The sequence below is a fragment of the Streptomyces sp. MB09-01 genome, from assembly GCF_033794505.1.
Classification (GTDB): Bacteria; Actinomycetota; Actinomycetes; order Streptomycetales; family Streptomycetaceae; genus Streptomyces.
Window position 1 is genome coordinate 19472 of sequence record NZ_JARAYQ010000069.1, and the last position, 15814, is coordinate 35285.

The 15814-nt window shown below is 72.4% G+C and carries 15 protein-coding genes; 7 read left to right on the plus strand and 8 right to left on the minus strand.

Annotated elements, in window-relative coordinates; all coding sequences use genetic code 11:
* Positions 1–10 precede the first annotated feature (10 nt).
* The 5 genes from PV721_RS16825 to PV721_RS16840 form a co-directional block, all read right to left on the minus strand.
* On the minus strand, positions 11–856 hold the full coding sequence (locus tag PV721_RS16825; RefSeq protein WP_319724916.1) for a sulfurtransferase: 846 nt from the start codon (positions 854–856) through the stop codon (positions 11–13).
* A gap of 176 nt (positions 857–1032) precedes the next feature.
* Positions 1033–1122, minus strand: coding sequence for an Ms5788A family Cys-rich leader peptide (locus tag PV721_RS43925; protein WP_350875872.1), 90 nt, complete (start codon positions 1120–1122; stop codon positions 1033–1035).
* Between the two features lie 155 nt (positions 1123–1277).
* The gene (locus tag PV721_RS16830) at positions 1278–1994 is read right to left on the minus strand and encodes a DUF2993 domain-containing protein (protein ID WP_319724918.1); all 717 of its coding nucleotides are present in this window, start codon (positions 1992–1994) and stop codon (positions 1278–1280) included.
* A 65-nt stretch (positions 1995–2059) separates the two neighbouring features.
* Positions 2060–3724, minus strand: a complete 1665-nt coding sequence (locus tag PV721_RS16835; RefSeq protein WP_416371116.1) for a hypothetical protein — start codon at positions 3722–3724, stop codon at positions 2060–2062.
* A 10-nt stretch (positions 3725–3734) separates the two neighbouring features.
* On the minus strand, positions 3735–3989 hold the full coding sequence (locus PV721_RS16840) for a MoaD/ThiS family protein (RefSeq protein WP_319724920.1): 255 nt from the start codon (positions 3987–3989) through the stop codon (positions 3735–3737).
* Between the two features lie 457 nt (positions 3990–4446).
* Between PV721_RS16840 and PV721_RS16845 the strand changes: the two genes are divergently transcribed.
* The 5 genes from PV721_RS16845 to PV721_RS16865 all read left to right on the plus strand — a co-directional run bounded on the left by PV721_RS16845 (position 4447) and on the right by PV721_RS16865 (position 9975).
* Entirely contained in the window at positions 4447–5274 is an 828-nt protein-coding gene (locus PV721_RS16845; RefSeq protein ID WP_319724922.1) for a response regulator transcription factor, read from the plus strand.
* 24 nt (positions 5275–5298) lie between these two features.
* A complete protein-coding gene (locus PV721_RS16850; protein ID WP_319724923.1) occupies positions 5299–6321 on the plus strand; it encodes a LacI family DNA-binding transcriptional regulator in 1023 nt (340 codons plus the stop codon).
* 184 nt (positions 6322–6505) lie between these two features.
* On the plus strand, positions 6506–7726 hold the full coding sequence (locus PV721_RS16855) for a S1C family serine protease (RefSeq protein WP_319724924.1): 1221 nt from the start codon (positions 6506–6508) through the stop codon (positions 7724–7726).
* Between the two features lie 75 nt (positions 7727–7801).
* Entirely contained in the window at positions 7802–8533 is a 732-nt protein-coding gene (locus PV721_RS16860; protein ID WP_319724925.1) for a response regulator transcription factor, read from the plus strand.
* Positions 8530–9975, plus strand: coding sequence for a HAMP domain-containing sensor histidine kinase (locus PV721_RS16865; protein ID WP_319724926.1), 1446 nt, complete (start codon positions 8530–8532; stop codon positions 9973–9975). The genes PV721_RS16860 and PV721_RS16865 overlap by 4 nt, the downstream gene beginning before the upstream one ends.
* Here PV721_RS16865 and PV721_RS16870 read toward each other — a convergent pair.
* Together PV721_RS16870 and PV721_RS16875 are read right to left on the minus strand one after the other, a co-directional pair.
* Entirely contained in the window at positions 9955–10815 is an 861-nt protein-coding gene (locus tag PV721_RS16870; protein WP_319724943.1) for a phosphatidylinositol-specific phospholipase C, read from the minus strand. The two genes, PV721_RS16865 and PV721_RS16870, sit on opposite strands and share 21 nt — an antisense overlap.
* A gap of 141 nt (positions 10816–10956) precedes the next feature.
* Entirely contained in the window at positions 10957–11526 is a 570-nt protein-coding gene (locus PV721_RS16875) for a TetR/AcrR family transcriptional regulator (RefSeq protein WP_319724928.1), read from the minus strand.
* Positions 11527–11649: 123 nt separating this feature from the next.
* On the opposite strand from PV721_RS16875, the gene PV721_RS16880 reads away from it, so the two are divergent.
* On the plus strand, positions 11650–12435 hold the full coding sequence (locus PV721_RS16880; protein WP_319724930.1) for an alpha/beta hydrolase: 786 nt from the start codon (positions 11650–11652) through the stop codon (positions 12433–12435).
* 98 nt (positions 12436–12533) lie between these two features.
* Here PV721_RS16880 and PV721_RS16885 read toward each other — a convergent pair whose 3' ends face one another.
* Positions 12534–14351: a bifunctional metallophosphatase/5'-nucleotidase gene (locus PV721_RS16885; protein WP_319724933.1), complete on the minus strand. Its 1818-nt coding sequence runs from the start codon at positions 14349–14351 to the stop codon at positions 12534–12536.
* Positions 14352–14521: 170 nt separating this feature from the next.
* Between PV721_RS16885 and mshD the strand changes: the two genes are divergently transcribed.
* Entirely contained in the window at positions 14522–15448 is a 927-nt protein-coding gene (gene mshD, locus PV721_RS16890; RefSeq protein WP_319724935.1) for a mycothiol synthase, read from the plus strand.
* Positions 15449–15814: the final 366 nt, after the last annotated feature.

Here is a 15814-nt window from a genome sequence, read left to right on the forward strand (position 1 = left end):
GTGCCCGGGATTACTTGTTGGGGCCGAGCTCGATCGGCACGCCGACGAGCGAGCCGTACTCGGTCCAGGAGCCGTCGTAGTTCTTGACGTTCGTCTGGCCCAGGATCTGGTGCAGCACGAGCCACGTGAGCGCGGAGCGCTCGCCGATGCGGCAGTAGGCGATGGTGTCCTTCGACAGGTCGACGCCCTCGGCCTCGTAGAGGGCCTTGAGCTCCTCGTCGGACTTGAAGGTGCCGTCGTCGTTGGCGTTCTTCGACCACGGGATGTTGCGGGCGCTCGGCACGTGGCCGGGGCGCTGCGACTGCTCCTGCGGCAGGTGCGCCGGGGCGAGCAGCTTGCCCGAGAACTCGTCGGGCGAGCGGACGTCGACCAGGTTCAGGTTGCCGATCGCGGCCACGACGTCGTCGCGGAAGGCGCGGATCGAGGTGTCCTGGGCCTTGGCCTTGTACTCGGTGGCCGGGCGGTTCGGGACGTCCTTGCCGTCGACCAGGTCGCGGGAGTCGAGCTCCCACTTCTTGCGGCCGCCGTCGAGGAGCTTCACGTCCTGGTGGCCGTAGAGCTTGAAGTACCAGAAGGCGTAGGACGCGAACCAGTTGTTGTTGCCGCCGTAGAGGACGACGGTGTCGTCGTTGGAGATGCCCTTGGCGGAGAGGAGCTTCTCGAAGCCCTCCTGGTCCACGAAGTCACGGCGGACCGGGTCCTGGAGGTCCTGCTTCCAGTCGATCCGGACGGCGTTCTTGATGTGGTTCTTGTCGTAGGCGGACGTGTCCTCGTCCACCTCGACGACGACGACGTTCGAGTCGTTCAGGTGGGCCTCGACCCAGTCGGCGTCTACGAGGACGTCGCTGCGGCTCATGGTGTTCTCCTCCGGGGCAGTGTGCGGCGGGGCGGTGCGGGTGACGCGTACTGCGTGCCTGCGGGTGCGCTCCGGAGCCTGCGCGGGGAGGCGTCAGGTGCTCAGGAGGCGGGTGCGGTCACGCGGGAAGGGCCGTAGGGCCGTCGTCCGGCTGATGGAGCGGATGCGCTCACAGGTCACATGGATCGACAGAGCATGGCGGCGACGCGACACAGGTCTACTGCCCGTCGCTTCGTGAGGTCCGCCTGCTGATGCTTCATAGCCATGGATCGTAGGGACGAATCGGCCGCCCTGTCACCGGTGTGTCATATGTCGAGACAGGATCGTCCGCATTCTGGGATGCGAGACCCCCGGGCGGCCGCCGCGCCGCCCCCGGGAGCCGCCGTACGGCCCGTCCTTCTGCGGAGCGGACCGTACTGTCTCACGATCCGGCCACCACCACGTTCGAGCCGCCCAGCGTGAGGTGCACACCGGCCTCGTCCGAGGTCAGGGCCGAGAGGTGGAGCCCGGCTGGCATGCCGACCTCGAGGTTGCGTTCGAAGTCGGTCTTCTTCCGGATCAGCTTCTCGACCCCGGGTATGCCCGAGCCCGGCACCTCGTCGGCGCGCACCCGGACGAGTTTGCCGCCCTTTCCGTCCGGCGCGTCCACGAGGGAGATCGTCGACACCACGCTGTGCGTCACGGTCTTGCCGAGCACGTCCACGGCCGCGGTGACCTTCACCTTGCCCGGCGCGTCGCCGTACGTGAGGGTCGCGCCGGTCTGCGAGGCCGCGGTCAGGTCCGCGTACGTGATGCGCCCGGTGCCCTCGGCCCGCTCGGCGGTGCCGCCGCTGTAGTCACCGTTCAGCTTCACGCTGTGGAAGCTCGCGTCGAGCTCCGAGAGCCGCGTCTTGCGGCCCTCGGCGACGACCTCGACCCCTCTGAGCTTCAGGTCGACCCGGTCCAGCTCGTGGCTGAAGGCCTGGGTCAGGAAGGGGAATCCGCGGATCTCCACTTCCGAACTGCCGGCCAGGCCCTGGCGGGCCTGGATCTTGTCGGCCAGCTGGTTCTCGACGTAGCCGGCGGCCCATCGGTCCACACCGGCGAAGATCGCCCCCAGCACCACTCCGATGATCACAACGATCCGCAGAGCACGCACGTGCCCCTCCCCCTACTAGTCGGTACGAGCGATCTAGTGGACCATGTGCGCCCGTCAGCGGAACGTCAGCCCACCACCCGGCCGATCAGGTACACGGCGGGGGCGGCGGCCGCGAGCGGCAGCGCGACGCCGGCCGTCATGTGCACGAACTTCGACGGGTAGTCGTACGCGGCCACCCGCAGCCCGATCAGCGCGCACACGCCGCAGACCAGGCCGAGCAGCGCCCCGCCCACCCCGACGGAGGTCATTCCGCCGACCGCGATGCCCGCACCGGCCGCCGCGGCCAGCGAGACGCCGACGGAGGGGGCGGTGGGCAGCGGCAGCGCACGGGCGAAGACGGCGACCGCCACGGCGGCCGCGCCGACCGTGACGGCGGCGGAACCGGCGGCCAGGTAACCGGCGCAGATGACGGCGAGGGCGGCCGAGGCCACCGAGGCCATCAGCCCGTACATCCGCTCGTCGGGATCGGCGTGGCTGCGCAGCTGGAGGACGAGGGTGAGCAGCACCCAGGCGCCGAGGGTGCCGACGATCGCGCCGGGGCCGGACGTGCGGTCCACCGCGAGCACGGCCACGTCGGCGACCAGGGCCCCGGCGAAGGCGAGGGCGATGCCCTGGCGGGCCGGCCACATGCCGTTGAGACGGAACCAGCCGGCCGCGGTGAGCCCCTGCAGGGCGATCAGCGGCACGAGCAGGGCGTACTGCCCGAGGGCGGCGGCCACGGCGAGCAGCAGGCCGAGGGCGGCGGTCAGTATGGCCGACTGCGGGCCGGGGTCGATGATCGGCGACCGGCCTTCGGCGCGGGCCTGGGCCGGGTCGACGGCGCGCAGGGTGTTCCCGGCGAGGGTGGGCGGGGACCAGGCGGTGACCTCCACCGCTTCGGCGCCGTCCTCGTCCGGGGCCGGGGCGGCAGCCGCCCGGGGCGGGAGGTAGGCGGTCTGCTCGGCGGCTGCCCCGTCCGTGCGCTCCGCGCCGGGCACCGGCGGCAGGTACGCGGTCTCCTCGGCCGGGGCCTGGGACTGCCCGGGACCGGGGTACGGCGGCAGATGGGCCGTCTCGTCGGCCGCGGCGGGCATCCCCGCGCCCTGGCCGCCCTGGGACCAGTCCTGGGCGGCGGCCTGAGCCGGGGCCTGCACCTCGTCGCGGAACCACCCCTCAGGGGCGGCCGGCTGCTGTGCCGGGCCGGGGTACGGCGGCAGGTACGCGGTCTGCTCGGCGGGGGCGGCCTCCTGGTCGGGACCGGGGTACGGCGGCAGATAGGCCGTCTCGTCGGCCGCGGCGGGCATCCCCGCGCCCTGGCCGTCCTGGGACCAGTCCTGGGCGGGAGCCGGCGCCTGGGCCGGGACCTCGTCCCGGAACCAGCCCTCCGGAGCCACCGGCTGCTGCGCGGGCCCGTCGGCGGCCGGGTACTCGTACGACGCCGGGTAAGGATCGGCGGACCCGGCCGCGGAACCGTCCGGCCAGGGCACACCCGCACCGCCGGCCGGAGCCTGGGGCTGCGCCTGGGCGGACCGGGCCTCGTCGCGGAACCAGCCCTCGGGCGCCACCGGCTGCCCCGGCACCGCGCCCAGCGCCGGGTACACCGGCTGGTGGCTGGTGTCCCAGGTGTCGGACTGCCAGGTCTGGGTCCCGTACGGGTCCTGCTGCTGCGCGTACTGCTGCCGCCGCAGCTCGTGCTGCTCGTACTGCTCCTGCTGTTCGCGCTGCTGCTGGTGCTCTTCAGGCGTGCTCATGGGCTCCCGCTCACCCGCCCGCGAACGGGGGGAGCACCTCGACGGTGCCCCCCTCGGTCAGCAGGACGGAATCATGCGGGCGCTTGCCCACAGGCTCGTCGTTCACGAGGAAGGAGCAGCGCAGCAGGACCCGGGTCAGCTCCCCGGGATGGCGCTCCCGCACGGCGTCGAGCGCCTCGGCCAGTGTGCTCGCCGAGTACGGCTCCTCCGCCGTCTTGGCCGCGGCCTTGGCCGCCGCCCAGTAGCGGATGGTTCCGGTTGCCACTGCAGCTCCTATCGTCGGCTCTCTACCGTCGGCCTCCATGATGGCCCCTCCGGCCGTCCGCCCCGGCGTGCACCGACGCGTCGCGTGTGCGCCCGGGCGACCCCGCGTGACCGCCCGGCGGGCCGCCGATCCGGTGAAACCGGGGCATACGCAGGGCACGGCCGTGGCAGAACCCACAGGAGGGATGTCGAAGATGCCTCGGCCACGCACGGGCCGGTGGGCTATTCTGCTTGGCGAGAGGATCCGGGCAACGTTGCCCCCGGGTCCTTTTGTGCTTTCAGAGCGTTGAACGAACCGAGAACAGTGGTATCCATGCGGACCCCAGGGCGCGGGGACCGCAGGGATGCCGGGCAAGACGTACGAAGCAGTACCGCGCACGTCCTCGACGGGACCGAGGAGGAACCGACGTGATGGACCAGCGAACCGTGCACCGTCCGACCCGGGCAGGTGGTCGGTCATGAGCTCTCTCCTGCTGCTCACCAACGCGCTGCAGCCCTCCACCGAGGTGCTGCCCGCACTCGGCCTGCTGCTGCACAACGTCCGGGTGGCTCCGGCGGAGGGCCCGGCCCTCGTGGACACCCCGGGTGCCGACGTGATCCTCGTGGACGGCCGCCGCGACCTGCCGCAGGTGCGGTCGCTGTGCCAGCTGCTCCGCTCCACCGGGCCCGGCTGTCCGCTGATCCTCGTCGTCACCGAGGGCGGCCTCGCGGCCGTCACCGCCGACTGGGGCATCGACGACGTCCTCCTGGACACCGCGGGGCCGGCCGAGGTCGAGGCGCGGCTGCGGCTGGCCACCGGCCGTCAGCAGCTGGGGTCGGACGACTCCCCGATGGAGATCCGCAACGGCGACCTGTCGGTGGACGAGGCGACGTACTCCGCCAAGCTCAAGGGCCGGGTGCTGGACCTCACCTTCAAGGAGTTCGAGCTGCTCAAGTACCTCGCGCAGCACCCGGGCCGGGTCTTCACCCGCGCCCAGCTGCTGCAGGAGGTCTGGGGCTACGACTACTTCGGCGGCACCCGGACCGTGGACGTCCACGTACGGCGGCTGCGCGCCAAGCTCGGTCCCGAGCACGAGTCGCTGATCGGCACGGTCCGCAACGTCGGCTACCGCTTCGTCACCCCGGAGAAGGTGGAGCGGGCGGCGGCCGAGGCCGCGGCCCAGGCGGCGGCCAAGGCCGCCGCACAGGCCACCGCGCAGACGTCCGCGCAGCCGGCCGCGGCCGTCACCCGATCGGCGGAGGAGCCCGCGATCGTCCACTCGGCAGGACGCCCTGCCCAGAGGTAGGTCACCCCGCGTAGACTGCCGCGCGTGGCCAAGGTGACGCGGGATGACGTGGCACGACTTGCGGGTACGTCTACCGCCGTCGTGAGCTACGTCATCAACAACGGACCCCGGCCGGTTGCCCCGGCCACGCGCGAGCGTGTCCTCGCCGCGATCAAGGAGCTGGGCTACCGCCCTGACCGGGTCGCCCAGGCGATGGCGTCGCGGCGCACCGACCTCATAGGCATGATCGTCCCGGACGCCCGTCAGCCGTTCTTCGCGGAGATGGCGCACGCGGTCGAACAGGCCGCCGCCGAGCGCGGGAAGATGGTGCTGGTCGGCAACTCCGACTACCGCACCGAGCGCGAGGTCCACTACCTGCGGGCCTTCCTCGGCATGCGGGTGTCGGGCCTGATCCTGGTCAGCCAGGGCATGAGCGAGCAGGCCGCCAGCGAGATCGAGGCCTGGGACGCGCGGGTGGTCCTCCTCCACGAGCGCCCCGAGGCGATCGACGACGTCGCCGTCGTCACCGACGACATCGGCGGCGCCCAGCTCGCCACCCGCCACCTGCTGGAGCACGGACACGAGTACGTCGCCTGCATCGGCGGCGTCGAGAACACCCCGTCCGTCGGCGACCCGGTCGCCGACCACGTCGAGGGCTGGCGGCGGGCCATGCAGGAGGCCGGCCGCTCCGTCGAGGGCCGGCTCATCGAGGCCCCGTACAACCGCTACGACGCGTACACGGTCGCCCTGGAGGTCCTGGCCCGGCCCGACCGGCCGACCGCCATCTTCTGCGCCACGGACGACCAGGCGATCGGTGTGCTGCGCGCCGCGCGGGAGCTGCGCATCGACGTGCCCGGGGAACTGGCCGTGGCCGGCTTCGACGACGTGAAGGAGGCGGCCCTCACGGACCCGCCGCTGACCACGATCGCGTCGGACCGCCCGGCGATGGCCCGCGCGGCGGTGGACCTGGTCCTGGACGACGGCCTCCGCGTGGCCGGCTCGCGCCGCGAACGCCTGAAGCAGTTCCCGTCGGCCCTGGTGATCCGCCGCTCCTGCGGCTGTCGCTGACGCCGGTCCCGCGGCCTCACCGGGCCCGCGCCCGACCCCTGGCCCGCGACCCGCCTTCCTGGGGGCCGGTCCCGGCTCCAGCGGGGCAGGCAACAGCGGGTCTTATAAGGGGCATACAAGGTTCTGTCGGGCTTCTCAGGTCAGGCTCAGGAAGCTCTCATCATCGGCGAGCAGAGTCACAGCCATGACCGACAGCTTCCGCCGCGAAGGCGAGTACCCCCAGGACCGCCCCACTCCGCACGCGTTCTTCGGCGAGGACCGGCAGCGGGGGCATGACCGGCCGGTGCAGGACCCCGCGGCGGGGGCGTACCCGCCGCCGCCCTCGTACCCGCCCGCCGCACCCGGCTGGCACGAGGCGCACCAGCCCCCGGTCATCCGCGGCGAGACCGTGCCGGCAGGCGAGCCCGCGGGCGGCGGCAGCGGTCCCCGCCAGCCCGCTCACGCCGCCGCCCCCGCGCCCCGCGCGAAGCGGCCCGTGGCCCTGCTGGCGGCCGTCGCACTCGCCGCGGCCCTGGTCGGCGGCGGCACCGCGGCCGCCGTCCAGCAGCTGATGGTCCACCAGAACGGGGGCGCCGGCGGCGTCAACGGCACCAACGTCTCGCAGAGCACCGGAACGGGCGCCGGCACCGTCTCCGGCGTCGCCGAACAGGTCAGTCCCTCGGTCGTCCGCATCGACACCCGCACCGCGTCCGGCCAGGGCACCGGCTCCGGCGTCGTCGTCACGGCCGACGGGGAGATCGTCACCAACAACCACGTCGTGAGCGGCGCCGCCGAGATCCAGGTGACGATGAGCGACGGCAAGAAGTACAAGGCCACGATCGTCGGGACCGATCCCGACAAGGACCTGGCCCTGATCAAGCTCCAGGGAGCGACCGGCCTCAAGCCGGCCAAGCTCGGCGACTCCGGCAGCGTCAAGGTCGGCGACCAGGTCGTCGCCATCGGCTCCCCCGACGGCCTCACCGGCACCGTCACCAGCGGCATCGTCTCGGCGCTGAACCGCGAGGTGAAGGTGGCGAAGTCCGAGCAGCAGTCCCCGCAGGGCCGCCGGCAGGACGGCGACGGCTGGCCCTTCTCCTTCGGCGGCCGCGAGTTCAACGGGGACACCGGCTCGAACACCACCTCGTACAAGGCGCTGCAGACCGACGCCTCCCTCAACCCCGGCAACTCCGGCGGCGCCCTGGTCAACATGAACGGCGAGATCGTGGGCATGCCCTCCGCGATCTACTCCCCCTCCTCCGGCGGCTCCGCCGCGGGCAGCGTCGGCCTCGGCTTCGCCATCCCGGTCAACACCGTCAAGGCCGACCTGGACTCGCTCCGCAAGGGCGGCCCCGGCGGTTCGGGCTCTTCCGGCTCCGGCTCCTCCGGCAGCGGCTCCGCCGCCAACGGCTTCGGCACCTCGTTCTAGCCCGCCCGTGCGAGGCTGGAAGCGCCCTCACCCGTCGGACGCCACGGCCGACCACCACCCCTGGGAGACCCATCCATGATTCCCGCCGAAGGCGAAGCGCGGATCCTCGTCGTCGACGACGAACCGGCCGTACGCGAGGCCCTGCGCCGCAGCCTCGCCTTCGAGGGGTACGCCGTGCAGACCGCCGTCGACGGGATCGACGCCCTCGACCGGGCGGCTTCGTACTGCCCCGACCTGATCGTCCTGGACATCCAGATGCCCCGGATGGACGGGCTGACCGCGGCCCGCCGGCTGCGCGCCGCGGGCAGCGTCACGCCGGTCCTGATGCTGACCGCCCGCGACACCGTCGGCGACCGCGTCACCGGCCTCGACGCGGGCGCCGACGACTACCTCGTCAAGCCGTTCGAGCTCGACGAGCTCTTCGCCCGCGTCCGCGCCCTGCTGCGCCGCAGCTCCTACGCGGCCCCGCAGGCCGGCGGCGAGAGCCTCGAGGACGCCCTGACCTTCGGCGACCTGCGCATGGACCTCGCGACCCGCGAGGTCACCCGGGGCGGGCGGCCGGTGGAGCTGACCCGTACCGAGTTCACGCTGCTGGAGATGTTCCTCGCGCACCCGCGCCAGGTCCTGACCCGCGAGCAGATCCTCAAGACCGTCTGGGGCTTCGACTTCGAGCCCAGCTCCAACTCCCTGGACGTGTACGTCATGTACCTGCGCCGCAAGACCGAGGCGGGGGGCGAGCCCCGCCTCGTCCACACCGTGCGCGGGGTGGGGTACGTCCTGCGCGCCGGCGAGAGCGGGCCCGAGTGAGCCCGACCGCCAGGTTCCGCGCGCTCCCACTGCGCTCCCGGCTCGCCCTCCTCGTCGCGGTGGCGGTGGCCCTGGCCGTGGCCACGGTGTCCGGAGTGTCCTGGGTGATGGTGCGCGCCCAGCTCGGCAACCAGCTGAACCAGTCCCTGATGTCCACCAACCCGACGACGCAGGTCCTGGACCGGCTGCGCCAGGGCCGCTGTCCGGCGCCCCCTCCGGCGCAGGCCCAGCGGGACATCGCCGAGAAGCTGAACGCGACGGTCCAGATCGTCACCGCGGACGGCGGCCACTGCTGGGTGAGCGGACAGACCGACCTGCCGGTCACCGCAGCGGACAAGGAGGTCGCGGCCGGCCGCAAGGCCAAGGTCCTGCACGACGCGACGACCGACAACGGCATCGCGATGCGCGTCTACACCTTCGCGGCGCAGACCGAGCTCGGCGGCCCGATCTTCGCGGTCTCGGTGGCCCGGCCGCTCGCCGACGTCGACAAGCCGCTGTCCACCCTGGCCTGGGTGCTGCTGCTCGTCTCCGCCCTCGGGATCGCCGGCGCCGGCGCGGCCGGCCTGTGGGTGGCCCGTACGGGCCTGCGTCCCGTCGACGAACTCACCGACGCCGTCGAGCACATCGCCCGCACCGAGGACCTCACCGTACGGATCCCCCACGAGGGCGACGACGAGATCGCCCGCCTGTCGCGGTCCTTCAACTCGATGACGGCGGCCCTCGCCTCCTCCCAGGACCGGCAGGCCCAGCTGATCGCGGACGCCGGGCACGAGCTGCGCACCCCGCTGACCTCGCTGCGCACCAACATCGAGCTCCTCGCGCGCAGCGAGGAGACCGGCCGGGCCATCCCGCCCGACGACCGGCGGGAGCTGCTGGCCTCGGTCAAGGCGCAGATGACGGAGCTGGCCTCGCTGATCGGGGACCTCCAGGAGCTGTCCCGGCCGGACGCCGGAGCGGGGAACCCGCTCCAGGTGGTCGCCCTGCACGAGATCGCCGCGGCGGCGCTGTCCCGGGCCCGGCTGCGCGGTCCGGAGCTGGCCTTCGCGTCGGACCTGGAGCCCTGGTACGTACGGGGCGAGGCGGCGGCGCTGGAGCGGGCGGTGGTCAACGTCCTGGACAACGCGGTGAAGTTCAGCCCGCCGGGCGGCGCGGTCGAGGTGACGCTGCGGGCGGGCGAGCTGACCGTACGGGACCACGGTCCGGGCATCCCGGCCGAGGACCTGCCGCACGTCTTCGAGCGGTTCTGGCGCTCCCCGTCGGCCCGCGCCCTGCCCGGCAGCGGGCTGGGCCTGTCGATCGTGGCCCGTACGGCGGCCCGCGCGGGCGGCAGCGCCGAGCTGCGGGCGGCGGCGGACGGCGGTGCGGGCACGGAGGCGGTGCTCCGCATCCCGGGGGCGCCGACGCCGCCGCCCTCCGAGCCGTCAGTTGTGCCGGATCAGTGAGGCGACCAGGCCGGAGCGGGTGTTCGGGAAGTCCATCGGGACGATGCCGAGCCCGGTCCGGCCGGCCATCTCCCCACCGTCGACGAACGAGTGCACCTGCGGGTTGAGCCGGTCGGAGTTCCAGCGCGGCGGCATGTAGGCCGAGGTGCTGACGTAGTTCACGAAGAGCTTGCCGGGCTGCTGGACGGCCTTGCGGAAGTGGTTCTCGATCTTGCCGCGCTTGGCGAAGGGCTCGGCGTTCCAGTCGTCCTGGATGTCGAAGACGTTGCCGTCGCCGTAGCGCAGCCCGGGCAGGCCGCCGTTGTCGGCGAGCAGGACGACCTTGCCGCGGGCCTGGCCGAGCGTGGGCAGGGTGTCGGCGATCCGGAACAGCGGGCGCCAGCCGCGGTGGTCGAGGTAGTCGTCGAAGACGGCGCGGAAGGTGGCGTCGCTGTCGGTGGAGTACTCCTGCTTGAGCCGCATCAGGACGGTCTCGGAGGGGTGCGCGGCGAGGAAGTTCGCGCAGGCCACGAGCACGTCCCCGAACATCAGGTCCTGGAAGAAGGACCCGTGGTGGATCGCGAAGGATCCGCCGGTCACCCGGCAGCGGACGTCGAGGAAGCGGATGCCGGAGTCGAGCTGCTGGGCGATCGAGGTGTTCTGGCAGGCGACGTAGAGGCCGCCCTTGGTGGCGCCGGAGTCGTGGGTGCCGGGGACGGTCATCCGCTGGAGGGCGGTGGAGTCCCCGAGTCCGGCCATCCAGTCCTGGGTGCCGAGGGCCGCGGCCGAGGCGGGTGCGGCTCCCAGTCCGAGGGCCGCTCCCGCGGCCAGTGCTCCGGCGAGGAACGTCCGCCGGCCCATTCCCGTGGCCGTGCCCGTTCCGGTGACCGTGCCCGTTCCGGTGCCCGTGCCCATGCCGATGCCCATGCCCGCCCCTTTGCCGACCCGGTGATGGCCGGATTATGGCGTGCACACGTCAGCTTTACTACCCGTCGGTAGCGGTCAGCTTTCGAGCAACTCGACCATGGAGCGCAGCCCTTGGAGGAGTTCACGGCCGTCCGGCGCCTGTTCCGGATCGGTCAGGGTCTGCACCATCACCCCGCTGAGCAGCGCGATGTGCATCGAGCCGAGAGCCCGTACGTCCGCCTCGGAGACCTCCTCCGGCGGCACCCCGCGCAGGGCCGCGGCCACCATCCGCCGGTTGCGACGCTGCCCCTCGGCCAGGATCGCCAGCAGCTCGGGGGAGGACTGCGCATGGACGAAGGCCTCGACGGAAGCCAGCCAGAGCCAGCGCATCTCACCGAAGTCGCGGATCTTGCGGTCCCAGGTGTCGGCGTAGCGCTCCCCCGCGGTCTCGCCCACACCGGCGAGGCGGCCGGATCCCGCGGCCCACTCCTCCATGGCGGCGAACAGGGCCTGGTTGAGGAGGGCCTCCCGGGAGCCGAAGTGGTAGCCGATCGCGGCCATGCTCACCCCCGAGGCTGTGGCGATGTCGCGCACGGTGGTGCGCAGGTACCCCTTCTCCTCCAGGCAGCGGCGCGCTCCGGCCAGCAGGTCCTCGCGATTTCCCATGCCGGGATCGTATCCGCGCCCCGGTTTGGGCAAGCGCCCTACACAATTGTATTGCGCGCTTGCCCAAATCCTGGCAGGGTGGAGCCATCGGAAAGATCCACGGGCCTACGGGAGGCACGAGCCATGCGCCACGAGCTGAAGATCGACGACCGGACCCTCTCCTACCTGGACTTCGGCGGCACCGGCCGACCGCTCCTCGCCCTGCACGGCGGCATGTCCGAAGCCCTCGCCTTCACCGGCCTGGCCGCCGCCCTCGGCGACGACTGGCGGGTCATCGCCCCCGACCAGCGCGGCCACGGGAACTCGGACCGGGCGCCCGACCACCGCCGCGAGGGCTACGTCTGCGACGCCCTCGCCCTCCTCGACCACCTGGGCCTCGACGCCCCCGTGGCGCTCCTCGGCTACTCCCTCGGCGGGCTCAACGCCTACCACCTGGCCGCGGCCCACCCCGACCGGATCTCCGCACTCATCGGCGTCGACGCCACCATCGAGATCCGCGTCCCCACCGGACCGAACTGGTTCGACTTCCTCGAGGGCCTCCCCCACACCGCCCCCACCCGCGAGGAGCTCCTCGCCGCCGCCGGGCCGGCGGGCGCGCCCTTCATCGCCGACGCGCTGCGCCCCCTCCCGGACGGAAGCGGCTGGCGCCTGCCCTACCACCCGCAGGACATGCTCGACTCCATCCGGGCCTGCGAAGGCGACCACTGGGACGCCTGGCTCGCGAGCACCTGCCCGGCCCTGCTGGTCCACGGCACCCGCAGCCAGGCCCTCACCCAGACCGCGGCCGACGCGATGGTCGCCCGGCGCCCGAAGACCTCGTACGCGCCCCTCGACGGCGACCACTTCGTGCCGTTCACGGACCCGGAGGGATTCCACGGAGCCGTCGGGACGTTCCTGGCCAGCCTCTGATCCCGCTCCACGGGGGTGCGCGGGGGCAAGCCGAAGGGGCGGCGGGCCGACTGGTCCACCGCCCCTTCGGGCGCGCTGTGCGCGGGTACTGCTCGGTGTTACTTGATGACGGTGATCCGGTTCGCCGCCGGCACGGCGATCGGGTTGGCCGCCGAGGAGTTGTTCGTCAGGTAGGCGTTGAAGCAGTCCAGGTCGGACGCGCCCACCAGCTTGTTCTTGTGCTCCTTCAGGACGGTGAAGCCGTCACCGCCGCCCGCGAGGAACTCGTTCATCGCGACCCGGTAGGTCTTGGCGGGGTCGATCGCCGCGCCGTTCAGCTTCACCGAGTCCACGACGATGCGGTCCGCGCCCGTCTTCGTCAGGTCCAGGGTGTACGTGAAGCCCTTCGACACCTGCAGGATCTTCGGGTTCACACCGTTGACCGGGCCGCTGACCTGCTGCTGCAGCGCGGTGATCAGCTGCGCGCCGGTCAGGTCCACGATGTTCATCATGTTGGTGAACGGCTGGACCGTGAAGGACTCGCCGTACGTCACCACGCCGTCGCCCTCGTCACCCGAGGCCTTGTAGGCGAGGTCCGAGCGGATGCCGCCCGGGTTCATGATGGCCAGCTGCGCGCCGCCCTTGTCCGCCGGGGCCAGCGCCTCGAGCTGCGCGTCGGCGATCAGGTCGCCGAGCGGCTTCTCGGGCGCCTCGGAGCCGCGGCCCGGGATGTCGGCCGCGATGAAGCCCTGCGGGCGGTTTGCGATCGGGGCCGCGAGGGTCTTCCAGCGGTCGATCAGCTCGGTCATGTCCGGGGCCTTGGGCTGCTCCCGGGTGACGACCTTGTTGACCGGCTTGGGCGAGGCGACCGGCGTACGGACGATGTCCTTGGTCTGCCGGTCGTAGGTGAGGGTGGTGTCCGTGAACAGGCGGCCGATGGAGGCGGCCGAGGTCACCGTGCGCGGGTTGCCCGCCGGGTCCGGGATGTTGCAGGCGTAGGCCTGGTGCGTGTGGCCGGTGACCAGCGCGTCGACCTTGGAGTCCACGTTCTTGGCGATGTCCACGATCGCGCCCGAGATGCCGGCGCCGGCGCCCGGGACGTTGCAGTCGTAGTTGTAGGCGCCACTCGCGGGCAGCCCGCCCTCGTGGATCAGCGCGACGATCGACTTGACGCCCTGCTTGTTCAGCTCGGCGGCGTACTTGTTGATCGTCTCGATCTCGTCGCCGAACTTCAGGCCCTTGACGCCCTCGGCGGTCACGACGTCCGGAGTGCCCTCCAGGGTGACGCCGATGAAGCCGATCTTCACGTCGCCCTTCTTCCACACGTAGGTGGGCGACATCAGGGGGCGCTTGGTCTTCTCGTCCGTGACGTTCGCGGCGAGGTACTGGAAGGTGGAGCCCGTGAACTCCTTGCCGAACTCGTAGCAGCCCTCGACCGGGTGGCAGCCGCCGTACGCCATGCGGCGCAGCTCGGTCTTGCCCTCGTCGAACTCGTGGTTGCCGACGCTGCTGACGTCGAGGCCGAGCTTGTTCAGCGCCTCGATGCTGGGCTCGTCGTGGAAGAGACCGGACAGCATCGGGCTGCCGCCGATCATGTCACCGGCCGCGGCGGTCACGGAGTACTCGTGGCCCTTGCGGGCCTCGCGCAGGCTGGTCGCGAGGTACTCGACCCCGCCCGCGGGTATGGCCTTGGTCGTGCCGTCGGCCTGACGTTCGGTCACGTTGCCGGAGGAACCCTGCGGGGGCTCCAGCGTGCCGTGGAAGTCGTTGAACGACAGCATCTGCACGTCGACGGTCCGGCTCTTGGCCGCACCGCCACCACTCGCGGCACCGGCCGGCAGAGCGGCGGCGACCAAGGCTCCGGCCCCGGCCGTGACGGCGAGGGCGGCGAAGGTCAACCGGCGGTTTCGGCGGTGCCGTTGTGGCGTCGCTGACATTTAGTCCCCTTTGTGGACAGCGATACTGCTTGGGAGGTCCCGGGAAGCCTATGGTCAACGCGCGTAGCTCTACCAGGGGGTAACGGGTATCGCGTTGGTTACGCGCAGAAGACGGACCGACCCCGCGCCCGCACTCCGCCCGCCACCCGCCGCGGTCGTAGGCTCGTGCCATGACTGACGCAGCAGCGGCCCTGGAGCCGGGACGGCAGATTCAGACCCTCGACGAGCTGACGGAGGAACAGGCCGACGCCGTACTCGACCTGATCGAGGACGCGGCGCGTACCGACGGCACCACCGCCGTGTCCGAGCAGGGACGGCTCCAGCTGCGCGGGGGCCCGCGCGAGGGGATCCGGCACTTCCTGCTCACCGAGGGCGGCCGGCTCGCCGCCTACGGACAACTGGAGGACACCGACCCGGTGGAGGCCCCCGCCGCCGAGCTCCTCGTGCACCCGGCCCTGCGCGGTCGCGGGCACGGCCGGGCGATGGGCATGGCCCTGCTCGCCGCCTCCGGGAAGCGGCTGCGGGTATGGGCCCACGGCGGCAAGTCGGCCGCCCGGCACCTCGCGCAGGTGCTCGGCCTGACCCTCTTCCGCGAGCTGCGCCAGCTGCGACGGCCCCTGGCCGACGCCGACCCGCTGCCGGAGCCCGCGCTCCCGTCCGGCGTGACCGTACGGACCTTCGTGCCCGGCACCGACGACGAGGCCTGGCTCGCGGTGAACGCGGCCGCCTTCGCCCACCACCCCGAACAGGGCTCGCTGACCCAGCGGGACCTGGACGACCGGATCGCGCAGCCGTGGTTCGACGCCAAGGGCTTCTTCCTCGCGGAGCGCGACGGCGAGATCGTCGGCTTCCACTGGACGAAGGTCCACGCGGCGGAGCAGCTGGGCGAGGTCTACGTGCTCGGCGTCCGCCCCGGCGCCCAGGGCGGCGGCCTCGGCAAGGCCCTCACCGCGATCGGCCTGCGCCACCTGGCCGCCCAGGGCTTGCCGACGGCCATGCTCTACGTCGACGCCGACAACCCGGCCGCCCTGGCCGTCTACGAGGGCCTCGGCTTCAGCACCCACGAGGTCGACCTGATGTACCGCACGGAAAGCTGACCGCCCGGCCCCGCCACCATCCGGCCCCGCGGGCGTCCGAGGCGCGGGGTCCGGGGCGGAGCCCCGATCTTTCAGCCCCGCCGCCACCATCCGGCCCCGCCGGAGTCCGAGGCGCGGGGTCCGGGGCGGAGCCCCGATCTTTGAGCCGAGCCGGCGTCTGCCCCGCAAGGTCCGGGCAGCGCCCGGACCTTGCGGGGCAGACGCCGGCTGGGACCAAAGATGGGGGCTGCGCCCCGGGCCCCGCGGCGCTGACACCGGCGGGGCCGGATGGTGTCGGCGGGGCTGAAAGAGTCGGGCTCCGCCACTGTCTCGTAGTCACATCTGACTCGTCCGAACGAGTGAAAGATGGAAAACGCATGACGCCAG